The sequence below is a fragment of the Rhizobium sophorae genome (genome assembly GCF_013087515.1).
Classification (GTDB): Bacteria; Pseudomonadota; Alphaproteobacteria; order Rhizobiales; family Rhizobiaceae; genus Rhizobium; species Rhizobium sophorae.
This window is the reverse complement of record NZ_JABFCN010000046.1, coordinates 185,024-208,657: the sequence shown is the minus strand read 5'-3', so window position 1 is coordinate 208,657 and position 23,634 is coordinate 185,024. Positions and strand designations below refer to the sequence as shown.

Below are 23,634 nucleotides of genomic sequence, written 5' to 3'. Positions count from 1 at the left end.
CTGTTGCCGACACTAGAGCATGATGCCGAAAAGTGTGAGCGGTTTTCGGACGACATCATGCTCTAACTCTTTAATTGAGAACAGGTTTCAGATTTCGGGGCGAGCCGGCCTGACATCATCTTTTTCTAGCGCTATTCATGCCGGGGGCAAGGCCCAAGTTCATGAGAATGTTCCGTTTTCAGCCATGGTGGAAAATCTTGCCGGGATTGAAGATATCGTCCGGATCGAGCGCCTGTTTCACCTGTCGCATCAGATCCACCGCGCCGCCGAGTTCCTGTTCCAGAAAAGCCATCTTGCCCTGCCCGATCCCGTGTTCACCGGTGCATGTCCCGTCCAGGTCGAGCGCCCGCTGGTTGAGTCGTTGCACGAAGCTCTCAGCCCTGGCGATATCTTCGGCACTTCTGTCGTCGAACAACAGCAGCACATGGAAGTTCCCGTCGCCGGCATGGCCGACGATCGGACCCAACAGCCCGTGCTCCTCGATATCCGCCTGCGTTTCGGAAACACAATCTGCGAGCCTCGATATCGGAACACAAACATCGGTCGAAAGTGCGGCAAGCCCGGGCGCTAGCGCCCTTGCAGCCCAATAGGCGTCGTGGCGCGCCTTCCAGAGCTTCGTCCGCTCCTCGGCATTGGCGGTCCACAGGAATTCGCCGCCGCCGCACTCGGCGGCGATCTCGGCAAAGGCTGCCGATTGCAGCGGCACCGTCTCGTCGGTGCCGTGGAATTCGAGGAACAGCGTCGGGCTTTCGGCATAGGAAAGCTTTGAATAGGCGTTGCAGGCCCGCATCTGCACCGTGTCGAGCAGCTCGATGCGAGCCACCGGAATGCCCATCTGGATCGTCATGATGACGGCATCGCAGGCGGCCTTAATGCTCGGAAAGGCACAGGCCCCTCCGGCGATCTTCTGCGGGATCGCCTGCAGGCGCAGCGTCACCGAGGTCAGAATGCCAAGCGTGCCCTCGGCGCCGACGAAGAGCCGCGTCAGATCGTAGCCCGCCGAGGATTTACGGGCGCGCCGGGCCGTGCGGATCTCCTCGCCATTGGCAGTGACGGCGGTGACGGCAAGCACATTGTCCTTCATCGTTCCGTAGCGCACGGCATTCGTGCCGGAGGCCCGCGTCGAGGCCATGCCGCCGATCGAGGCGTTGGCGCCGGGATCGATCGGGAAGAACAGGCCGGTATCGCGCAGATGGATGTTCAGCGCCTCGCGTGTCACACCCGGTTCGACGGTGCAGTCGAGATCTTCGGGATTGACCTCAAGCACCCGGCTCATGCGGCTGAAATCGATCGAAATGCCGCCATTGGCGGCATTGACCTGCCCCTCCAGCGAGGTGCCGACACCGAAACCGATCACCGGCACCTTGTGGGTCGCACAGGCTCTGACCGCCGCCTTCACATCCTCGGCGCTCTCGGCGAAAAGCACTCCGTCGGGCAGTTGCGGCGGGATATAGGTGGTCGTATGGGCATGCTGTTCGCGGAAGGATTGACCGGTCTGGAAACGCTCGCCGAAGCTCTGCTTGAGAATGCCGAGCACCGCGGCAATTCCCGCCTCGTTACGAGTGCCCGCCTTCGCGTCCTTCAGCGCCATCCCTTTGATCTCCCTGCCATTCCGCAGAACCATATCGTGTTCTGCGGGCTACAGCGCCGCGCGTCTTTCCAGCCGCGCAAAGGACGCTGTAGGACTCTAGAATTGCTACATAATTTCATCCTTAAATCGATTCCGATTTAAGGAATTATGCAGCAGGCTGGGTATGCGGCAAGTCACAGCGGCTGTCCAGTTAAGATTGGCAGAAGATTTCATTCCCCTTTTGTTATAGGCGGGTTGCTATAGCCAAGTCCGCCGTCCCCGCGCCTCAGACAATCGGCGGATTGAGCCGGGCAAAACCCTCCTGTCGTCGATAGGGGAAATAGGGATAGGGCGCCGTGACAGTGCTGACGGCGTCGAGCCTTTCGATCTGCTCCTTCGACAGGCTCCAGCCGACCGCGCCGAGGTTCTGCCTGAGCTGCTCCTCGTTGCGGGCGCCGATGATGACGCTCGATACCGTCGGCCGGCCAAGCAGCCAGTTGATGGCGATCTGCGGCACCGTCCGGCCGGTCTCACCTGCAATGGTGTCCACAACCTCGACGATGTCGAACAGTTTCTCGTCGTCGACGGGTGGGCCGTATTGCGCCGTCTCGTGCAGCCGGCTTGCCTCAGGCAACGGCTGACCGCGGCGGATCTTGCCGGTCAACCGTCCCCAGGCAAGCGGGCTCCAGACGAGGGCTCCCACACCCTGGTCGGCACCGAGCGGCATCAGCTCCCATTCGTAATCGCGCCCTGCCAGCGAATAGTAGACCTGATGGGCGACATAACGGGGATAGCCGTGGCGCTCGGCGGCGGCGAGCGACTTCATCAGTTCCCAGCCGGCAAAATTGGAAACGCCGACATAGCGGACCTTGCCTGCCGCGACGAGCCCATCGAGCGTCGACAGCACCTCCTCGACCGGCGTCGAGGCATCGAAAGCATGAAGCTGCAGCAGGTCGATATAGTCGGTCCCGAGCCGGCGCAGCGCATCCTCGGTCGCGCGGATCAACCGCGCCCGCGACGTTCCCCAATCCTGCGGCCCCTCGCCCATCGGCAGCGCCGTCTTAGTTGAGATCAGCACAGCGTCGCGCCGGCCACGGATCGCCTGGCCGAGCACCTCCTCGGACGCGCCGGCCGAATAGACGTCGGCCGTGTCGAAGAGATTGACGCCGGCTTCCAGGCAGATGTCGACGATCCGCCGCGCTTCCTCGGCATCGGTATTGCCCCAGGCGCCGAATAGCGGCCCGCTGCCGCCGAATGTGCCAGCGCCGAAGCTCAAGACCGGCACTCTGAGGCCGGAGGCGCCGAGATTTCTATAGTCCATGGATCTGTCTCCTGTATTTCCTATGAGATAGACCTCGAGCATTCGATGATATAGATTGCCTATCAGCAAATCATCTGTGACTTGAATTCATCATGAGTCGTCAGGACATCAACCGCTCCGGCGAAATGGAAGTCTTCGTCAGCGTCGTCGAGCGCGGCGGCTTTTCTGCGGCGGCCACGGCCCGGCGCATGACGCCGTCGGCTGTCAGCAAACTCCTCGCCCGGCTGGAGACACGCCTCGGCGCCCGCCTCGTCAACCGCTCCACCCGCAGGCTGCAATTGACGCCGGAAGGCTGTGCCTTCTACGAGCGCTGCGTCACCATCCTTGCCGATATCGCCGAGGCTGAATGTCAGGCATCGACAGGCGAACAGGCCTCAGGCCGCATCCGCATCAACACCAGCGGTTCTTTCGGCAACCATGTGCTGGCGCCGCTCATGCCGGCCTTCATGGCGCTTCATCCGGCCATAACGCTGGATATTTCCCATACCGACAGAATAGTCGACCTGATGGAGGAGCGCGCCGACGTCGCAATCCGCGCCGGCCCCTTGAAGAATTCCAGCCTGATCGCCCGTAAGCTCGGCGCCACTGGCAAGATCATCGTCGCATCGCCGGATTATCTCTCGCGTCATGGCAAACCACGCACGATCGCCGATCTTAGCCGCCATTGCCGCATCGGTTTTTCCTACGCCCGCGCCATCGAGGGCTGGCCGCTGCGCGAAGGTGGCGAAACGGTAACGATCCCGATCACCCCGGGCCTGCAGGTGGGAGACGGCGAAGCCATGCGCCACCTCGCTTTGTCAGGTGCCGGCCTTGCCCGGCTCGCCGCCTTCACCGTGCGCGCCGATATCGATGCCGGCCGCCTGGTGCCGGTGCTCGAAGAGGCCAATCCCGGCGATATCGAGGAGTTCTACGCCGTCTTTATGGGCCAGGGCGGCCCGCTGCCGGCGCGTGTACGCGCACTGCTCGATTTTCTCGTCAGCCATGTGCGCTTCTGAGGCATCCAGCCCAAAACCGTTCAGCGGCTTTGGAAAGATGACATGCATAAAAACAACGACTTGAAGCGGTCGCATGATTCAGTTTCGCATTCCAGCGCGCCGAGAAGCCAGATTTCGCAATTGACCGTCCGCCTCGCGCCCGCCTATACCGAACCCGCGTCAGTCGGTCCTTGCAGCCGCCTCTCTTCGTCATGCCGGAGCCTCTTCCCATCCTCAGCCCTTAAGGGCTCGCGCCGGTCGTGCTCTAACTATTTAATTTAGAGCAGGATTCATATTTTGGCCGACCCGGCCTAAAATCATCCTGTTCTAGGAAAGATACGGGGATCATGTCATTCAGCGATGCGAGCCGCCTGCTGCGGGATGCCGGCCTGCCGAAATGGGCGTTGCTGCTGGCACTTTCGACCGCTCTCGTCATCTTCCTCGAACTCTTCGCCCTGCCGGCCTCGCTGCTGATCGGACCGATGGTCGCGGCAATTGCGCTGGCGCTGACCGTTGGCAAGGGAAAGCTTCGCGTGCCCTTCTGGCCGCTGCAGTTCGGCCAGGTCCTAGTCGGCCTGATGATGGCGCGCACCATCACCCCTGACATTCTCGGCACCATGGCGAAGGACGCACCGCTCTTCCTGCTGTTCATCTTCTCGGTCATCGCCATCGCCACCGGCCTCGGCTGGCTTTTGACGCGCTGGCAGGTGCTGCCGGGGACGACCGCGGTCTGGGGTTCCTCGCCGGGCGGCGCCTCCGCCATGGTCATCATGTCGGAAGCCTATGGCGCCGATGCCCGTCTCGTCGCCTTCATGCAGTATCTGCGCGTCGTCTTCGTCGCCGTCGGCGCGTCTGTGATCTCGCGCCTGTGGGTGGCAGCCGACGGCGCCGAGCCGCCGCCGCTTGTCCTTTTTCCCGAGATCGACTGGCCGGCCTTTGCAGCGACGATGGCTTTTGCCGCCTTTTGTGCCTATGGCGTCTGGCGCCTGCGCCTCCAAGGTGGCACGATCATCGTGCCGCTCTTTCTCGGCGCCTTGCTGCAGGGCATGGGCCTGCTGAAAATTGAGTTACCGATGTGGCTGCTCGCCATCGCCTATGCACTGGTCGGCTGGAGCATCGGCCTGCGTTTCACCCGCTCGATCCTCAAGCACGTGGCGCGCGCCCTGCCGAGGGTATCGGCCTGCATCGTGCTGCTGATGGCGCTCTGCGGCTGCATGGCGGTGGCACTTCACGTGTTCGCCGGCATAGATCTGCTGACCGCCTATCTCGCCACTAGCCCTGGCGGCGCCGATTCCGTCGCCATCATCGCCGCCTCCAGCGATGTCGACGTGCCCTTCGTGATGGCAATGCAGACCGGCCGTTTCCTGGTGATCCTGATGATCGGCCCAATGCTCGCCCGCTTCATCGCACGCCGTTCCGGCCTTGCGGAAAATCCCGTCTAGAGCGGTTCAGCTTTTCATGGAAACGCAGAACCGCTCTAAGTTTTTGTTTTTACGCAATTCCGGACAGAAAACCACTTCGCACTTTTCCTGGAAAGGCTCTACTGCCCTGCTTGGGGTTGTGCGCGAGTGCTACCCATTGGCCGGGCGTCATGCCATAGGCCTTCTTGAAATGGCGGTTGAGATGGCTCTGGTCGGCAAAGCCGGTCGCCGCCGCCACATCGGAAATCCCCTCGCCCGCGCCGATCATCGCCCGGGCTCGCTGCAGCCGACGCATCAATAGGTAGCGATGCGGGCTGGTGGCGAAGGCCGCCCGGAAATGCCGCGACAGCGCAAAACGGTCGAGACCCGTCACCGCCTCAAGCTCGCCGGAATTCACTGCCCGAGTCGCATGCGCCTCGAGATAATCCCGTGCCGCCCGCGCCTGCCGCCAGGCGACGAGGCCCAGCGGCCGCGGCGGCAGGCGCGCATGCCGGGACAGGCCACCCGCCACCTGCGATACGAAATCGTCGACGAAAACCGCATCCAATTCGCGGTCAAGTTCGCCGAGTGCTGCCAGCAGAACGCCCGCCAGCGCCGGATCGCCGATCACGGGTTCATCGACAAAAGGCAGGCCGACGCCATCCGCCTTCAGGCATTCAAGAAGCAGCGACGGCTCCAGATAGAGCATGCGGTACTGCAGCCCAACCTCCGTCCCCGCCCCGCCGTCATGCTCCTCATCGGGGTGAAGCACGATCACCTGTCCTGGCAGGCTGAAGCGCCGCGCGCCGCGATAGCGGAAGGTCTGAACCCCCTTCAGAGTCACGCCGAGTGCATAGGTATCGTGCCGGTGCGGCTCGAAAGCATTGCCCGAGAACTGCGCCTCGATGCGCTCGATGCCGGGAAAGGACGGCGCAGCCAGGATGGCGTTGCCGGATGGTCCCGCGCACAAACGTTCAAGACCTTCGAAGACCTGCGGATGTAAGTCCTGGTTCAACGCGCCCGATACTCCATAACCCGTAGATAGGTGAAAGACCCTCCGATGTTTGATACCAAAATTGCCGTCGTCCTGCGAAACAATCTTGCCGGCTGGCAGAAGCTGAACGTCACCGCCTTCCTGATGACGGGCATCGCCGGCCGGCATCCCGAGATCATCGGCGAAGCCTACAGGGACCGCGCCGGCAATCTCTATAATCCCCTATCGATCCAGCCGATCATCGTGCTCTCCGCCGACGAGGCGACGATGTCAGCTGTGCACCGCCGCGCGCTGGAGCGCGATATCACCAGTTCGCTGTTTATCGAGGAGATGTTTGCGACCGGCCACGACGCGGCCAACCGCGCCGTCTTCGCAGAATTTGCGCCCGAAGACGCCAAGGTAGTCGGCATCGCGCTGCGCGCCGAAAAGAAGATCGTCGACAAGATCACCAAGGGCGCAACGATGCAGCACTAACAGAAACGGCCGGGCTTAGCCCGGCTGTTTCAAAGGCAGAAAATTCGGTTCAGCCCTGCGTGATCGGCGCGATCTGGATCTCGACGCGGCGGTTCTGCGCGCGGCCGGCCTCGCTCGCATTGGAAGCGACGGGCTGCGACGGGCCGAAACCGACGGCGGATACGCGGCGCTGGTCGATGCCCTGGCCGCCGAGATAATCGGCAACCGAAAGCGCGCGACGCTGCGACAGGTCCTGATTGTGCTGCAGGCTGCCGGTCGAATCCGTATGGCCGTTGACGTCGATCAGCGTGCGGTTGAACTTGCGCAACACGATCGCCACCGAATTCAGCGTCGGATAGAAGCCCGGCTTCACCGCGTCCTGATCGACGTCGAAGGTGATGTTCGACGGCATGTTGAGGATGATGTTGTCGCCGTTGCGGGTCACCGAAATGCCGGTGCCTTCGAGCTGGGCGCGAAGCTCGGATTCCTGCTGGTCCATGTAATTGCCGATCGCACCGCCGGCGAGAGCCCCGACGCCTGCGCCGATCAAAGCCGCATTACGCTTGCCGTGACCACCGCCGCCGACAGCCACGCCGACGAGAGCACCGCCCAGCGCGCCGAGCGCCGCGCCGCCGGCCGTATTGGAAACCTTCTGTTCACCGGTATAGGGATCGGTCGTCGTGCAGGCGCTGAGATAACTTGCTGCGACAGCCAGAAGTATGAATTTCTTGATCATGGACAGGACGGTCTCCGTTCAAAGCTGATGCGAGCAAATGGCAAGGATTGCGGCAAGAAAATGAAGATTTTCCCTTGATAGGGGAATTTCAGACGCCGAAACAGCAGCCATGTTGCAGCGATGCGCTGATATCACCAGTTTTCGCGAATTGGCAGCGCTCGACGTCCCGCAAGATGCCGCAGGCTACGACGATCAGCCCCCATGGTAAGGAGGCCCAAGGCCGTCTCGAACCGCGAGGGCGAGTGGCTGGATGACCCGCATCTTTAAAAGTTCTGGAACAGCTGCCGCACGGTGTCGTAGGTGGCGTTGGCGATGTTCAGCGATTGCAGGCCGAGCTGCTGCTGCGTCTGCAGCGCCCGCAGCCTGCTTGACTCCTCCTCCATGTCGGCATCGACAAGCCGGCCGATGCCGGCGGTGATGTTGTCGTGCAGTTTCGTGGCGAAGTCGTTCTGCAGGTTGATGCGCTTTTCCAGCGCGCCGAAGGCCGAACCGACCGTCGTCAGTTGCGTCAGCGCGGCATCGACGACGCTGATCATCTGGCCGATCTGGCCCTGCGTCGTGCTTGATGTCACCGAGATCACCACCTGCCCGGTGGTGGTGCCATTCTTGCTCGTCATCAGCACGTAATTTTGCGCAGCACCAAGTTCGGTGGCGAAATAGGCCGATGTCAGCACCCCGTATTCGCCGGAACCGGTGGCCCGGTCGTCGATCAGGTAGCGCGCGTCCTTGGAGGTCGTCGCCCCGACCGGCGTATTGTCGATATGGTAGCTCAGCATGCCGATCGAGATCGTGCCGTCGGCGTTGCGGATGAACGAGGCCGGGATCTGGCGCGGCTGCGTCGGCGTCGCATCGTTGGTGAGGACCACCCAGTTGTCGCTGTTGAAGGTCGCCGATTCCGAAACGCTGCGCAGTTGCTCCTGCAGCTGTTTGATCTCTTCGTTGATCTTGTTCTTGTCGATGCCGTCTTCGGTCGCGGCGACCAGCTTGGCCTTGATTTCGGAGACGACGTCGATGACGCTCTGAACGCCGGTATAGGCCGTTCCCATCGTCGCTGCGGCCATGCCGAGCGCATCCTGGATGGCCGAAACCGCTTTATTGTCGGTCCGCGCGGTGGAGGCGATCGACCAGTAGACGGCGTTGTCGCTGGCTTTTGCGACACGCATACCCGTCGTGATGTGGTTCTGCGTGACCGTCATATTCCGATTGATATCGCGCAGCACATAAAGCGCCGCATCCACGGAGACGCGCTGATAAATACTCACGGGACTAAACTCCAAAACACAACACACGCAAACTGAACTAAAAATGAACCATGCCGCACGGACATTCATGTCCGGGGTCGCTGAAACCCAGCGCATCGCAGCCTTCAAGAAACGAAGAAGACCAGTCGGTTACTGGTAACAAGCATTGCCGTTTATGCTTAACAAACGACTAAACTTCAGAAGTAATTTATCTTATTTCGCAAGGTTTCAGACACCATAAGAAACGCCGCAGGAGGAGATCCGGCGGCGTTTTCAAATTGGATGAAAATCCTATTCGGCGGCCTGCAGCTGCTCGTCGTCGGGTGCGGCGCGCGGCCGTGTGGCAATCGACATCTCTTCGTGCAGTCGCGCTTCCTCGTGGGCGTGCGGCTTGGCGAAGCGGGCAAGCAGTAGGTAGGCGACCGGCGTGATTAACAGCGTCACCAGCGTCGCGAAACCGAGACCGCCGACGATCACCCAGCCGAGCGCAACACGTGCTTCGGCACCGGCGCCATGGGCAAAGACCAGCGGCACACCGCCGAGAATGGTGGCGATCATCGTCATCATCACGGGGCGAAGTCGCAGCGCGCAGGCCTTCTCGATCGAGGTCCTCACATCCTCGCCCCGGTCGCGCAGCTGATTGGCGAATTCGACGATCAGGATACCGTTCTTCGCCATGACGCCGACAAGCAGCACCAGGCCGATCTGGCTGTAGATGTTGAGACTGGAGCCGGTGATAACAAGTGCGAAGACGGCGCAGGCAAGACCAAGCGGCACCGTCGACATGATGATCAGCGAGGACAGCACGCTTTCGAACTGGGCGGCCAGCACCAGGAAGATGATGACGATGGCAAAGCCGAAGGTCAGCGCCATGCCGCTCGAATTCTCTTCGAGCGTCGCAGCCTCGGCGAGCGGCAACAGGCGGGAGCCCGGCGGCAACAGCGGCTCGGCAAGAGCCGTAACTTGGCTGACGGCATCGCCGAGCGACATGCCGTTCCTGAGGCCGGCGGTGATCGCGACGGAGGCGAGCTGCTGCTCGCGGTTGAGCTGCGGCGCGACCGAACCTTCCTTCATCGTGGCGATAACCGACATCGGCACGATCTTGCCGTCGCCGGTTTTCAGGAACACGTTCTCAAGGTCGGTCGGATCGTCGATCGGCCGCGTCGTCGAGGTCAGAAGCACGGGATAGGATTCGCCGTCGACGAAGACGTCGACCACCGATCGCCCTTCGAGCAGTGATTGGATTGCCGTCGAAAGCCCGGTTATGTCGATGCCGAGATCCGAGGCGCGCTCGCGATCGATCGCCACCGATACCTGCGCCTGGCTGGGCTCGTTGGTCAGGCGCGGCGTATCGTACTGGCCGGTGGCCTCAAGCGACTGAACCAGCTTGGCGGCCGCCGCCGTCAGCGCCTCGTGATCATTGCCGATCAGCGCCATCTGCAGACCACTGCCGGCGCCGCGGATACGAAGGCTGTTCGATGAGATGGCATTGCCACGCAGGGCCGGCACCCTGGAGGCTGCCTGGTTGATATCGCCGACGATCTCCGTCTGCGTCCTGTCGCGTTCTCCCCAAGGGGCGAGCGTCAGCACCATGAAGCCGCTGTTCAGCGAACCGCCCTGGCCGGAGATCGAGAAGATATTGCGGATGTCGCCGCTGTCGACCAGCGGCTGCAGATATTCCTCGACGAGCTGCATCTTGTCGCGGGTATATTCGAGACTCGATCCCTGCGGCGTCGTCAGCCGCATCATCACCATCGACCGGTCCTCTTCGGGCGTCAGCTCGCTCTTCACCGTCGAGAAAGCAACGAGTGCCGCACCGGCAAAGATCACCGAGAACAGGATGACGACGAAAGGCGCATTGAGACAGCCGCGCAGCGCCCATTTGTAGAGATCGGCGAGCGCCCCGCCGAAGCGGCCGAGCATGCCGTGATCTTCGAGCATCGGCTTGGTCAGCATGCGCGAGGCGAGCATCGGACACAGCGTCAGCGCCACGATCGACGACAGCCCGACCGAGAAGGCGAGCACGAAGCCGAATTCGCGGAAGAGGCCACCGACCTGTCCCGGCAGGAAGGAGAGCGGAATGAACACCGCCGCCAGTGTCGCCGTCGTAGCAATGACGGCGAAGAACACCTCGCGCGTTCCGAGCACGGCAGCAGCGCGCGGACCCATGCCCTCGGAGCGCCGGCGTACGATATTTTCGAGCACCACGATCGCATCGTCGACAACGAGGCCCGTCGCCAGCACGATCGCGAGCAGCGTCAGGATGTTGATCGAGAAGCCGACCATGTAGATCGCCGCCAGCGTGCCGATCAGCGCCACCGGCATGCTGACCGCCGGGATCAGCGTCGCCCGCCAGTCGCGCAGGAAGAGGTAGATGACGGCGGTGACGATGACAGCGGCGAGCACCAGCGCCAGCACCACCTCGTGGATCGCGCCCTGGATGAAGACGGCGTCGTCACTGGTGATGGCAATCGTCGTGCCCTCGGGCAGCGTCTTCGACAATTGGTCGACGGCCGCCTTGATGCCGGTCGAGATGTTCAGCGTATTCGATTGCGCCTGGCGGATGATGCCGAGGCCAATACCCGGTTTGCCGTTGGAGCGCAGCGCCGTTTCGCCGTCGCGCGGCCCAAGCATCACCGTCGCGACGTCGCCCAGCCTGACGCGGTCCTGCAGGATCACGTTGGAAAAATCCGCCGGCGTCTGCAGGTTGGCCGTGGCGCGCACCACGATATCCTGCGTATTGCTCTTCAGCGAGCCCGCCGGCACGTCCAGGGCGGCATTATCGAGTGCCTTTGTCAGGTCGCCGATGGTCAACCCGCGGCTGGCAAGCGCGCCCTGGTCAACGTCGACTCGGAAGACCTTCTCCTGATCGCCATATTCCTCGACGTCGGCGACGCCGTCGACGGAGGCGAGACGATCGATCACCTCGTTTTCGACGAGCTGGGTCAGGTCGTCCATGTTGAGATTGGTGGAGGTGACAGCAAGGCGCATGATCGCCGAGGAATCCGAATCCGCCTTGACGATCTGCGGCGCATCCGCCTCATCAGGCAGGTTCTGGGTAATGCGGCCGATCGCGTCGCGCACATCGTTGGCGGCGACCGAGAGGTCGATCGCATCCGAGAATTCCAGCGTCACTCGGCTCTGGCCGAAGGACGAGGTCGACGAAATCGATTTCAGGCCACTGACGCGCGCGACTGCCCCCTCAATCACCTTGGTCAGTTCCTGGTCGATCGTCTGCGGTGATGCACCATCGAATGTGGTGCGCACGGTGACGACGGGACGGTCGACATCCGGCAGTTCGCGTACCTCGACGCCGACATAGGCGGCAAGGCCGGCAACGACCATCAGCGTATTGAACACCAGCGCCAGGATCGGCCGGCGAACGAAAAGTGCGGTGAAGCTCTGCTTGCCCGACGCCCTGTCCTGATGAATCTCGGTCACGTTCATTGGGTGGCGACCTCCGCAGTCGCGGCGACATCGGCGCTCACGCGCACCGCCCCACCCTCACGCACGCGCTGCAGGCCCTGCGTCACGATCACGTCGCCGTCCTTGAGATCGGCTTTGACGAGCACGAAATCCGGGTTGCGCTGCACGATGCTGACCCGCACCTTATGCGACTTGTCGTCGTTGACCTGCCAGACGAAGGAGCCCTGCGAATCCCACTGCACGGAGACCGGGTCGACGGCCGGATATTTGTCGCCGGCAAATTTCATGCTGACGCTGAAAGACATGCCGGCACGCAGCTCGTCGGAACTATTGTCGATCCGGGCGCGTAGGCGCAGCGTGCGGCTTGCCGCGTCGATGCGGTTGTCGACGGCTTCGACCACGCCCGAAAATACCTGTCCCGGCCTTGCGACCGACATCGCCTCGACCGGCTGACCGACCGACACAGTATTGGCGAAGCGCTCCGGCACCCAGTAGTCGACGAGGATTTCCGAACGATCGTCGAGCGTGACGATTGGGATGCTCGTCGTGACGTTGTCGCCGATATTGACCGGCACGATGCCGACGATGCCGTCGATCGGTGCGGTGATGTTGCGCCGGGCGAGATTGAGTTCGGCCGCCTGCAGCTGCAGCCGCGCGCCCTGCTCGGCGATCTCCGAATCGAACACGTCCATGCGCGACACGCTGGACTTGATGTTGTGATAGAGGTTGGACTTCTCCACGGCGGCCTTGACCGCCACATCAGCTTGGCCGCGGGCGATCACCTGCTCCTCGCTGTCGAGCTTGGCCAGCACCTGGCCGGCCTTCACCCTGTCGCCCGACTTGATGAGGATTTCGCGGATCGTGCCCGATGCCTGCGGCGTGACCGCGACCGAACGGATCGCGTCACCCGTGCCGATTGCGTTCAGCCGGTCATTGACGATACCCTGGACGACCACCTGCGTTGCAACGAGAATGGCGCTGTTGCGCCCGCCGCCATTGCGGCGGTCCCCCTGTCCCTGCCCCTCACCCCGCTGCTGCCCTTGCGCCCGGGCCGGAGCGTCGGCATCGGCAGTCTCCTCGGCCTTCGGCGCGATCTTGGAAACGATGCTGTCTGGAATGCCTGCATCGCGCATCGTATCGCCAGCGCCGGGCACGAAGAAAACCCACGCGGCAAAGCCGGCAAGAATGACGATGAGCGAAAGTACAAACTGCTTCCAAAAGGCCATTCACGTCTCCGGAGGGACCAGGGTCGGTCGAAAGAGGCGCTGCGGGATCGAGATTCCCGTCTGATGCGACAATATCGCGCGTTTACAGCTTACCGGCAAGCATAAGCAGCCGGCATTACCGATTTGTAATATCAGCAAAGAATGGAAATAACCCGGCCGCTCACTTTTGCTTGAATGAACACTTGCCCGTGTCTTTGATCCCGCCGATTGTCGGGGGAGATAGGGTACAAAATTCCTGATGATGCGGGTCGATGTCTATCGGCGCATCGACCACCGCACGCCCATCACGGCCGCAATCCCCAGTATCGGCCACACCGCCCAGAACTGCCCCGTCCAGGTGAAAATGTTGATGCCGGCAAGGCCAAGCGCCAGGATCGCCAGCGAGGTGATCTTGCGGTTGAACAGGATCTGATCGCGGTTCCAGGCGAGCGCCGCGACGACGGCAAGCGCGAGCACCGGAAAACGCGCCCAGAAGACGCCCTGCCACGACAGGATATTGATACCGATCAGGACTGCGGCAATGACGCCGAGCACGCCATACAGCCTGTGTCCGCCCGGTGCTGGGATTGTCTCGGCCTTGGCTGCCGCCATAACCGGCGCCGGCTGCGGCCGCGCGGGGCCGGATCGTTCTGCAGATGACGTCTCGTCCCTGGCATCGCCGATCTTCACTGCGTAGCTCGGCACGCCTTCATCGACATTCTTCACCATCAGCGGTCCGAGAAACTCGAAGCCGACCGCCACCTTGTTGCGGACCTGATCGTAAACGGTACTTGATATGACAATGCCGCCTGCCGCAGCCGACGTCTGCAGCCGCGCGGCAATATTGACGCCGTCGCCATAGATGTCGTCGCCCTCGACAATCACGTCGCCGAGATTGATGCCGATACGGAAGAGCATGCGACCGTCAGCCGGGCGGCGGGCGTTGAAACCCGCGAGTTCGTTCTGGGTGTCGACGGCCGCGCGCACCGCCTCGACCACGCTCGGGAAATCGGCGATCAGCCCATCGCCCCAGGTATTGATGACGCGGCCACCATGGCTTTCGATCAGGCGCCCCATCGCTTCCCGGCAGCGCTTCAGGCTCGCAAGCGTCCCCTCCTCATCAGCCCCCATTAGCCGCGTATAATCCTGCACGTCAGCACAGAAGATCGTCGTCAGCTTGCGCCGCGTTTCACTCATGGTCTCTCGTCTCCGCGCTATCCGGCCCCCAGGAAAGATCGCTGCAAAGGCTAAAATTGGTCGATTTGAGATCATGGGCTATTGCAGCGGCGGTAAGTTACTAAGCCTTTGTGTTCGCTGCCACCGATAATTGCTGATCTCGACCCGCGTTTTGCCGACATGACAGGCGGCATGAACGATTCAGCTTTATTCATTCGCCCAGTTATCGACCTTCAAAGGATCTGAAACGCGAGCAAAGCCCGGTCGCGCGTGACGAGGGTCGCCGCAGCTGCAACGGCATGAGCGGCAATCATATTGAGGTATCGAGCATCCAGGCTGTCATTCCTTCCAGCCCTCGAATGGATCACGATCATGCGAAGCCTGGCGGCGGTCGTCTGGCCCCAGGAAATCGTCCGGAACCTGATCCTTGTCATAAAGTTCAAAGAGACCATCCCATGAATCCGGCTTGCGTGATAGAATGACATCGCCGGCCTTCGGATCACGACGGACGACCTCACTCTCCTCGAAGCGGAACTCCGCAGGGAGCCTGACCGCTTGGCTGCGGCCGGTCGTAAAAATCTTGGCTGTTCTCGTTGCCATGATGGGCCTCCGCATTGCGATAGCTACCATGATATATACCGGCGGCCAGCGGCGAGCACGAGCGTCATCCGACCCACTGACGACTCCCGAGCCCTCTAAGTCCGGCGCTTCAAGAGAAAAACTGGATCACTGAACGATCTTGCGCGGGCTGGCCGTGTGCTCTCTCGCCACCGTGCTGGAACTGTCGATTTCCTGAAGCAAAACGTCATAGCCCCAGAGATCGGCGAGATGCTGCAGGACGAGCTTCGTATCGGCTTCCTGCAGATAGCAGCCATTCATCATGATATGTTGCAGCAGCAGCCGGCGGTCACCAGCGAGATCGACATCGACGATATCGATGGCCGGGTCGGTCCAGCCGATATCGTATTCGCGGGAGAGCTGGCGGCGGATGCGCAGGTATCCGCGCTCATTGTGGATCGCCGAAACCAGAACCCCCTCCGTCTGTTCCGGATCGTCGTAGAGGTGAAACAGCCGCAACTGCCGGATCAGGTTCGGGCTCAGAAACTGGCTGATGAAGCTCTCGTCCCGGTAATTGGCCCAGATGTCGCGCAGGACGGCCATCGCATCGCCTCGTCCAGCGATATCGGGAAACCATGCACGGTCCTCGTCCGTCGGCTTCGTGACGATTCGCTCGATATCCTGCATCATCGCAAAACCAAGCGCATAGGGGTTGAAGCCCGAGAACCGCCGGTCGTCATAGCTCGGCTGGAACACGACGTTGGCGTGCGACTTCAGGAATTCGAGGAAGTTTCCGTCGCTGATCTGCCCCCGTTCGTGAAGCCGGTTCATGATCTGGTAGTGGACGAAGGTCGCGGTTCCCTCGTTCATCACCTTGGTCTGCCGCTGGGGATGGAAATATTGTGCGACATGGCGGACGATGCGAAGGATCTCGCGCTGCCACGGCTGCAGCCGCGGCGCCGACTTTTCCAGAAAGTACAGGATGTTGTCCTGAGGGAGCCCGAGGGCGGCGCGGCGCTTTTCCAGGCCGCTGTCGCCGGCCTTCCGGGCCTTGCCAACGGGAACCGTGCGCCACAGGTCGTTGAACATCTGCTCCTCGTGGGCGCGGCGCTCCTGCAGCCGCTTCTCCTCCTGGCGAAGGTCGATCGTGGTCTTGCCCGCGTATCGATGCACGCCGTGCGACATCAGCGCATGCGCCGCATCGAGCGTCCGCTCGACGGCCGTCTCCCCGTAACGCTCCTCGCAGCGCGTGATGTAACCCTTGGCGAAGTCGAGATAATCGAGGATGCCCTCCGCATCGGTCCAAAGCTTGAAGAGATAGTTGTTCTTGAAGAAGTGGTTGTGGCCGAAGGCCGCATGCGCGGTGACGAGCGTCTGCATCGTCGCCGTGTTCTCCTCCATCAGGTAGGAGATGCAGGGAGAGCTGTTGATGACGATCTCGTAGGCAAGATCGCGCATCCCTCGGCGGTAGAAGGCTTCGTGATGCGCGAAGTGCTTGCCGAAGGACCAGTGGCGGTAAAAGAGCGGCATGCCGGTCGAGGAATAGGCATCGAGCATCTGCTCCGAGGTGATGACTTCGATCTGGTTCGGGTAGACGTCGAGGCCGAGTTCGCCGAGCGCGATCTCCTCGCAGGCGTCGTGGATGCGCTGGAGCGTTGCGAAATCCCAGTCAGCCCCCTCGAACAGCAGCCGCTCTCTTGGCCTCATCGTCGTGGTCATGGCGTCACCCTCGACTGTGCTTCACGTTTCTGGAACAGATCGTGGAAAACAGGGAATATTTCGCTTCGCCGGCAGACCTTGCGCATCGAAAGTGGCAGCTCGGAACGGATCCCGTCATAGAGCATCCAAAGCGGTGAACGGGATACCGAGGAGTCGCCGCCTTCTTCGCCGACCTCGATATAGGCGAAATACTGACACAGTGGCAAAATCTCGCGCAGCAGCTGTCCGGTCAGGTTTCCGTCCGAATGGGCGTTGTCGCCGTCCGAAGCCTGGGCGCCGTAGATATTCCACTCTGCCGGATCGAAACGCGCCGCGATGATCCCGCGCATTGCCGCTAGCGCACTGGATACCAGCGTGCCGCCCGTCGCTGGACCATAGAAGAAGGTTTCCTCGTCGACCTCCTCCGCCTTGTCTGTGTGACGGATGAAGACGATCTCCACTTTCTTGTAGCGCTTCGACAGGAAAAGATAGAGCAGCAGGTAGAACCGCTTCGCCAGATCCTTCATGTGTTCCGACATGGAGCCGGAAACGTCCATCAGGCAGAACATCACCGCCTTCGCCACAGGCCTCGGCTCGTTTTCGAAGCGGCGATACCGCACGTCGAGCGGATCGATATAGGGAATGCGCCGGCTTTTTTCCGTCAGGGATTTGAGTTTTGCCTCAAGCGCCAGGCGGCTCTCGTCGTCCTCGCATTCCTCGATCTGCCGCTGCAGGGCTTCGATCTCTTCGCGACGCGGACGGTGAAGCGCGACGCGGCGCATCATCGCGAGCCTGGTCGTGCGGCCGACGGCGATGTTGGACGGTGACCCCGACACGGAATAGCCGGCCCGCGATGGAGTTTCCTCCTCGGTTTCGGCCAGACGCCGCTTGGCAAGATCGGGCAGTTCCAGGTCGTCGAGGAACACATCGAGGAATTCCTCGCGCGTCAACACGAAACGGAAGCCATCCTCGCCGTCGCCTTCACCTGCATCTTTTGGCTTTCCACCTTTCCCGCCCGGCGGCCGCGGAATGATATCGCCTTCGACGAAGGCTCTGTTTCCCGGCAGGATGTGATCGGCGATGCCGCCACCGCCCCTTCGAAGGCTCGGTTCGGCCATTCCATCGATCGGCAGGCTGATCTCACCGCCGTCGAGCACATCGCGAATGTTCCGGTTTTGCAGAGAACGCTTTACCGCCTGCTGCACGGCGCCTTTCATGCGCCGAAGAAACCGTTGCCGATTTTCCAGACTTTTACCGCGCGGATTTAGCCGACGGTCGACAATGTGCATATTGGCTCCACATTAACTTGCCTGTTTGACGCGCATGTACCATTCGACGAGGCGCCGAACCTGCCTCTCCGTGTAACCCCGCGCAGCCATGCGCGAGACGAACTCGCTGTGCTTCTTTTCTGTTTCCGAATCCTTCTTCGATCCGAAGGAAATGACCGGCAAAAGATCCTCCACCTGCGAAAACATTCGCTTTTCGATAACTTCCCGGATCTTCTCGTAGCTCGTCCATGACGGATTCTTTCCGCCGTTGGCTGCCCGCGACCTCAACGAGAACTTGACGATTTCGTTGCGGAAATCCTTCGGATTGGCAATTCCCGCCGGCTTTTCGATTTTCGTCAGTTCCTGGTTGAGGAGCTCGCGATCGAGAAGCTGGCCGGTATCGGGATCCTTGAAGTCCACGTCTTCGATCCAGGCATCGGCATAATCGACGTAACGGTCGAACAGATTCTGTCCGTAATCCGCATAGGATTCAAGATAGGCCTTCTGAATCTCATTGCCAATGAACTCTGCGTAACGCGGCGCAAGATCGGCCTTGATGAACTCCAGATATCGCTTCTCGACATCGTCGGAAAACTGCTCGCGGCGGATCGACTGCTCCAGCACATACATCAGGTGAACCGGATCGGCACCGATATCCGTGGTGTCGTGATTGAAGGTGGAAGCGAGCACCTTGAAGGCGAAGCGGGTCGATATGCCGTCCATGCCTTCGTCGATGCCGGCGGCATCCCGATATTCCTGGACACTGCGGGCGCGCGGATCCGTCTCTTTCAAGCTTTCGCCGTCATAGGTACGCATTTTCGAGAAGTACGTCGAATTCTCATGTTTGCGCAGGCGTGAAAGCACGGAGAAGCGGGCCAGCATTTCGAGCGTCGCGGGGGCGCATGGAGCATCGGCGAGTTCCGATCCCTCGATCAGCTTTTCGTAGATCTTCTGCTCTTCCGTGACGCGCAGGCAATAGGGCACCTTGATCACGCAGATACGGTCGATGAAGGCCTCGTTGTTCTTGTTGGCCTTGAAGGTTTGCCATTCCGCTTCGTTCGAATGCGCAAGGACGATGCCGGAGAAGGGTATGGCACCGATATTCTCGGAGCCGATATAGTTCCCCTCCTGCGTCGCCGTCAGCAGCGGATGCAGCATCTTGATCGGCGCCTTGAACATCTCGACGAATTCGAGCACGCCCTGATTGGCGCGGTTGAGGCCGCCCGAATAGCTGTAGGCATCGGGATCGTTCTGGGAATAGGTCTCCAGCTTGCGGATATCGACCTTGCCGACCAGCGACGAAATATCCTGATTGTTCTCGTCTCCAGGCTCGGTCTTGGCGATGGCGATCTGGCGCAACCGCGAAGGCTGTACTCTGACGACGCGGAAGCGGGAAATATCTCCTCCGAAGTCATCAAGCCGCTTCAGGCACCACGGGCTCATCAGTCCGTTCAGGCGGCGCAGGGGAATGCCATATTGCTCCTGCAAGAGCGAACCCATCGTGTCCGGGTCGAAGAGATTGAGCGGACTTTCGAAAACGGGGCTGATCTCATCACCCGCCTTCAGCACGTAGATCGGATGAACCTCCATCAGCAGCTTCAGCCGCTCCGCCAGCGATGACTTGCCACCGCCGACCGGGCCGAGCAGATAAAGGATCTGTTTGCGCTCCTCGAGCCCCTGCGCCGCATGCCGGAAGAAGGAAACGATGCGTTCGATTGTCTCTTCCATGCCATGAAAGCCGGCAAAGGCCGGATAGATCCGGATGGTCCGGTTCATGAATATCCGACCGAGGCGCGTGTCCCTGGCGGTGTCGACCATCTGCGGCTCGCCTATCGCGGCGAGCAGGCGCTCGGTCGCATTGGCATAGGCAAGCGGTTCCTTTTTACAAAGGTCGAGATACTCCGCGATCGACATGTCGGTTTCGCGACGCGCATCATAGCTGCGGGTGAACGCATCAAATACGGATTCGCTCAGCATGGGCCCTCCATTCAAGGTTAATGCCACAGGCTCTAGGTCGTCATACCAAGGAGATGGACACGACATTCCTAAGAATCAATAGTTTCGCAGGTATATTCCACGCTCACCGGCTGTTTCTGGCAATGCACAAAAACGTGCATGCACCGGTTATTTTTTTACTCTACGAAACTGTCTCTTAATGTAGTTGAGAAGGATGCCATTGTGGTATCAGCACATTTCGCGACGTGACAGAAAGATGAAAAAGGTGTGCAATGTCGCCCGTGATTCGAGCACTGGAGAAATCGACGATTTGGCGGTCAATCTGCCCAAAGTCGATGCGGGGCAGCGTGTGCCGATCCGCTCCAGACATGCTGGAAGACGGCGCATCCCAGCCATGCGTCCCGCATCGTGATCATGCGCCTACCCGCGCGACTCAGCCGTTGAATGCCTTCTCCAGTGCGGCGACATCGATCTTGACCATGCCGAGCATCACTTCGGTCACGCGCCTGGCCCGCTCGCGGTTGCTGTCGGCGATCATCTCGGACAGCATGCGCGGCACGATCTGCCAGGAAAGGCCCCAGCGGTCCTTCAGCCAGCCGCAGGCCTCCGGCGTGCCGCCATTGGCGAGGAAGGCCTCCCATATCCGATCGATCTCGGCCTGGCTTTCCACAAGAATCGCGATCGAGAAGGAGTGGTTGAAGCTATCGAGCGGGCCGGCCTTCATGGCCAGGAAGGCCTGGTCGGCGAGCGTGAACTCGATCAGCTCGACGCTGCCGGGAGGCCCGCTCGGCGTTTCCGCCTGAAGTATGGTGGTGCGGCCGATCATGGAGTCCGGGATGACTGACACGTAGAATTCGACGGCTTCGCGCGCTTCCTCGGCGAACCAGAGATTTGAAACGACCTTCGGCATGACACGGCCTCCTTTTTGATGGGTGTGATCCGGACTGCTGTCCGATGACCCAAGGACGCCTCACGGGCGCCCGATCCGACACGCTGCGATCGGAAATTTTTAGCCCCGCCCGCACGCACGCCGACCGCAGCCGGGCTCGGCGGCGGCATTGCCGCCCGCAACATACCGCCTGGGATAGCGCCGGCTCGGGAATGAAAGCAGAACATCTTTTCTGGTCTTTCCTTCCCGAATCACTACATTACGCGCCATGAGCAATAGTTTCGACGATATGCCCTTCTTCGACGAAGAGCCGGGCGAGATGGCGCGCAAGCCGCAGCCGCCTGCCGCACCCGCCGAAAGGGCGCCCGCCGCCGGGGGCGGCATCGCCGCCCGCGCCATGGCGGCTCGCGACGGCGGCAAGCGGCCCGATTATCTCGCCGGGCTGAACCCGGAACAGACCGAAGCCGTCGAAACGTTGGAAGGGCCGGTCCTCGTGCTCGCCGGCGCCGGCACCGGCAAGACGCGCGTACTGACGACCCGGATCGCCCATATCCTCAACACCGGCCGCGCCTTCCCCTCGCAGATCCTCGCCGTCACCTTCACCAACAAGGCTGCCCGCGAGATGAAGGAGCGCATCGCTTTGCTCGTCGGTGGCACCGTCGAAGGTATGCCCTGGCTCGGCACCTTCCATTCGATCGGTGTCAAGCTTCTGCGCCGCCACGGCGAGCTCGTCGGCCTGCGCTCCGATTTCACCATTCTCGATACCGACGACGTCGTCCGCCTGATCAAGCAGCTGATCCAGGCCGAAGGCCTCGACGACAAGCGCTGGCCGGCCAAGCAGTTCGCCGGCATGATCGACACCTGGAAGAACAAGGGTCTCGGCCCTGCCGATATCCCCGAGGGCGATGCCCGCGCCTTTGCCAATGGCCGCGGCCGCGATCTTTATTTCGCCTATCAGGCGCGCCTGACGACGCTGAACGCCTGCGACTTCGGCGACCTGCTGATGCATCCGATCGCGATCTTCCGCAAGAATCCCGACCTCCTGAAGGAATATCACGGCCGCTTCCGCTATATCCTCGTCGACGAGTACCAGGACACCAACACCGCCCAATATATGTGGCTGCGGCTTCTCGCCCAGCGCCCCAAGGGCGAACTGCAGAACGTCTGTTGCGTCGGCGACGATGATCAGTCGATCTATGGCTGGCGCGGCGCGGAGGTCGACAATATCCTGCGCTTCGAAAAGGATTTCCCCGGTGCCAAGGTCATCAAGCTCGAGCGCAACTACCGCTCGACCGAACATATCCTCGGCGCCGCCGCTCATCTGATCGCCCATAATGAAGGCCGCCTCGGCAAGACGCTCTTCACCGACCGCTCTGATCCCGACGATGCCAAGGTGCAGGTCCACGCCTCCTGGGATTCGGAGGAGGAGGCTCGCGCCATCGGCGAGGAAATCGAGCAGCTCCAGCGCGGCAAGCATCTCTTGAACGACATGGCGATCCTCGTGCGCGCCTCCTTCCAGATGCGCGAATTCGAAGACCGTTTCGTCACGCTTGGCCTCAATTATCGCGTCATCGGCGGCCCGCGATTTTACGAGCGCCTCGAAATTCGCGATGCCATGGCTTATTTCCGCCTGGTCGCTCAAGCCTCCGACGACCTCGCTTTTGAGCGCATCATCAACACCCCGAAGCGCGGCCTTGGCGATACGACGGTGCGCGCGCTGCACGACTATGCCCGTGCCCGCGACATTCCGATGCTTGCGGCGGCGGCCGACATCATCGAGACGGACGAGTTGAAGCCGAAGGCGCGAAAAGCCCTCTACGACGTGATTCAATCTTTCCGCCGATGGCAGGAACTGCTTGAAAACACGCCGCATACCGAACTTGCCGAGCAGATCCTCGAAGAGTCCGGCTATACCGACATGTGGAAGAACGACAAGAGCGCCGAAGCACCCGGCCGCCTCGAAAACCTCAAGGAACTGATCCGCTCGATGGAAAGCTTCGAGTCGATGCGGGGCTTCCTCGAACACGTCTCCCTGGTGATGGATGCCGAGACCAACGAGAACCTCGACGCCGTCTCGATCATGACGTTGCACTCGGCCAAGGGCCTGGAATTCGACACCGTCTTCCTGCCCGGCTGGGAAGAAGGCCTCTTCCCGCACCAGCGCTCGCTGGATGAGAGCGGCCGCGCCGGCCTGGAGGAGGAACGCCGCCTCGCCTATGTCGGCATCACCCGCGCCAAGCACCGCTGCCATATCTGGTTCGTCTCCAACCGCCGCATCCATGGCCTCTGGCAATCGACCCTGCCCTCGCGTTTCCTCGACGAACTGCCGGTCACCCATGTCGAGGTCGCCGAAATGGAGCAGAGCTACGGCGGGTACGGCCGCGGCGGCTATGGCCAGTCCCGCTTCGACAAGGCCGAACCCTTCGCCAATTCCTATTCCACTCCCGGCTGGAAACGCGCCCAGGCCAACAAGACCGACGCCACGCGCGACAATTGGGGCACCCGCTCCGGCCACGCCGTCGAACGCATCGGTTACGGCGAAAGCGGCCCGAAGGGGCGCACCATCGAAGGCGAGCTGGTGGCGAAATCGACCTCGTCGGAACCGTCGAGATTCACCCTCGGCGATCGCGTGTTCCACCTGAAATTCGGCAACGGCAACATTACCGGCATCGAAGGCAACAAGCTGACGATCGAGTTCGACCGGGCCGGACAGAAGCGGGTATTGGACGGGTTCGTCGAGCGCGTGTGACCTCGCATCAACACGGCGCG

At 61.4% G+C, this 23,634-nt stretch carries 17 protein-coding genes; 4 read left to right on the top strand and 13 right to left on the bottom strand.

Going from position 1 to position 23,634, the window contains the following annotated elements; all coding sequences use genetic code 11:
* Positions 1 to 178: 178 nt before the first annotated feature.
* Both G9X64_RS25295 and G9X64_RS25290 read right to left on the bottom strand, forming a co-directional pair.
* Positions 179 to 1,591 carry an FAD-binding oxidoreductase gene (locus G9X64_RS25295; protein ID WP_168310025.1) on the bottom strand — a complete coding sequence of 471 codons (1,413 nt, stop codon included), beginning with the start codon at positions 1,589 to 1,591 and terminating at the stop codon, positions 179 to 181.
* 265 nt (positions 1,592 to 1,856) lie between these two features.
* Positions 1,857 to 2,891, bottom strand: a complete 1,035-nt coding sequence (locus G9X64_RS25290) for an aldo/keto reductase (protein ID WP_168310024.1) — start codon at positions 2,889 to 2,891, stop codon at positions 1,857 to 1,859.
* Positions 2,892 to 2,983: 92 nt separating this feature from the next.
* Between G9X64_RS25290 and G9X64_RS25285 the strand changes: the two genes are divergently transcribed.
* Positions 2,984 to 3,886 carry a LysR family transcriptional regulator gene (locus G9X64_RS25285; protein WP_168310023.1) on the top strand — a complete coding sequence of 301 codons (903 nt, stop codon included), beginning with the start codon at positions 2,984 to 2,986 and terminating at the stop codon, positions 3,884 to 3,886.
* A 326-nt stretch (positions 3,887 to 4,212) separates the two neighbouring features.
* Complete coding sequence (locus G9X64_RS25280; RefSeq protein WP_171377597.1) at positions 4,213 to 5,307, top strand: AbrB family protein; 1,095 nt, start codon at positions 4,213 to 4,215, stop codon at positions 5,305 to 5,307.
* Positions 5,308 to 5,356: 49 nt separating this feature from the next.
* Here G9X64_RS25280 and G9X64_RS25275 read toward each other — a convergent pair whose 3' ends face one another.
* Positions 5,357 to 6,280, bottom strand: a complete 924-nt coding sequence (locus tag G9X64_RS25275) for an AraC family transcriptional regulator (protein WP_171377596.1) — start codon at positions 6,278 to 6,280, stop codon at positions 5,357 to 5,359.
* 45 nt (positions 6,281 to 6,325) lie between these two features.
* On the opposite strand from G9X64_RS25275, the gene G9X64_RS25270 reads away from it, so the two are divergent.
* Positions 6,326 to 6,733 (top strand): DUF2000 family protein, encoded by a 408-nt coding sequence (locus tag G9X64_RS25270; protein WP_171377595.1) that lies wholly within the window; start codon positions 6,326 to 6,328, stop codon positions 6,731 to 6,733.
* A 49-nt stretch (positions 6,734 to 6,782) separates the two neighbouring features.
* Here G9X64_RS25270 and G9X64_RS25265 read toward each other — a convergent pair whose 3' ends face one another.
* The 10 genes from G9X64_RS25265 to G9X64_RS25220 all read right to left on the bottom strand — a co-directional run bounded on the left by G9X64_RS25265 (position 6,783) and on the right by G9X64_RS25220 (position 20,886).
* Entirely contained in the window at positions 6,783 to 7,448 is a 666-nt protein-coding gene (locus tag G9X64_RS25265; protein WP_129419950.1) for a YiaD family glycine zipper/OmpA-like lipoprotein, read from the bottom strand.
* 263 nt (positions 7,449 to 7,711) lie between these two features.
* On the bottom strand, positions 7,712 to 8,710 hold the full coding sequence (locus G9X64_RS25260; RefSeq protein WP_171377594.1) for a flagellin N-terminal helical domain-containing protein: 999 nt from the start codon (positions 8,708 to 8,710) through the stop codon (positions 7,712 to 7,714).
* A gap of 270 nt (positions 8,711 to 8,980) precedes the next feature.
* Complete coding sequence (locus G9X64_RS25255) at positions 8,981 to 12,136, bottom strand: efflux RND transporter permease subunit (protein WP_168314016.1); 3,156 nt, start codon at positions 12,134 to 12,136, stop codon at positions 8,981 to 8,983.
* Positions 12,133 to 13,341, bottom strand: coding sequence for an efflux RND transporter periplasmic adaptor subunit (locus G9X64_RS25250; RefSeq protein ID WP_171377593.1), 1,209 nt, complete (start codon positions 13,339 to 13,341; stop codon positions 12,133 to 12,135). The genes G9X64_RS25255 and G9X64_RS25250 overlap by 4 nt, the downstream gene beginning before the upstream one ends.
* Before the next feature lie 255 nt (positions 13,342 to 13,596).
* A complete protein-coding gene (locus G9X64_RS25245; protein WP_168310016.1) occupies positions 13,597 to 14,517 on the bottom strand; it encodes an adenylate/guanylate cyclase domain-containing protein in 921 nt (306 codons plus the stop codon).
* Between the two features lie 318 nt (positions 14,518 to 14,835).
* Positions 14,836 to 15,096 (bottom strand): antitoxin, encoded by a 261-nt coding sequence (locus G9X64_RS25240; protein ID WP_168310015.1) that lies wholly within the window; start codon positions 15,094 to 15,096, stop codon positions 14,836 to 14,838.
* A 126-nt stretch (positions 15,097 to 15,222) separates the two neighbouring features.
* Positions 15,223 to 16,773 carry a SpoVR family protein gene (locus G9X64_RS25235; protein WP_168310014.1) on the bottom strand — a complete coding sequence of 517 codons (1,551 nt, stop codon included), beginning with the start codon at positions 16,771 to 16,773 and terminating at the stop codon, positions 15,223 to 15,225.
* Positions 16,770 to 18,041: a YeaH/YhbH family protein gene (locus tag G9X64_RS25230; RefSeq protein WP_168310013.1), complete on the bottom strand. Its 1,272-nt coding sequence runs from the start codon at positions 18,039 to 18,041 to the stop codon at positions 16,770 to 16,772. The genes G9X64_RS25235 and G9X64_RS25230 overlap by 4 nt, the downstream gene beginning before the upstream one ends.
* 12 nt (positions 18,042 to 18,053) lie before the next feature.
* On the bottom strand, positions 18,054 to 19,997 hold the full coding sequence (locus tag G9X64_RS25225; protein ID WP_168310012.1) for a PrkA family serine protein kinase: 1,944 nt from the start codon (positions 19,995 to 19,997) through the stop codon (positions 18,054 to 18,056).
* Between the two features lie 412 nt (positions 19,998 to 20,409).
* Positions 20,410 to 20,886, bottom strand: a complete 477-nt coding sequence (locus tag G9X64_RS25220; protein ID WP_171377592.1) for a VOC family protein — start codon at positions 20,884 to 20,886, stop codon at positions 20,410 to 20,412.
* 247 nt (positions 20,887 to 21,133) lie between these two features.
* On the opposite strand from G9X64_RS25220, the gene G9X64_RS25215 reads away from it, so the two are divergent.
* Complete coding sequence (locus tag G9X64_RS25215; RefSeq protein ID WP_171377591.1) at positions 21,134 to 23,614, top strand: ATP-dependent helicase; 2,481 nt, start codon at positions 21,134 to 21,136, stop codon at positions 23,612 to 23,614.
* Positions 23,615 to 23,634: the final 20 nt, after the last annotated feature.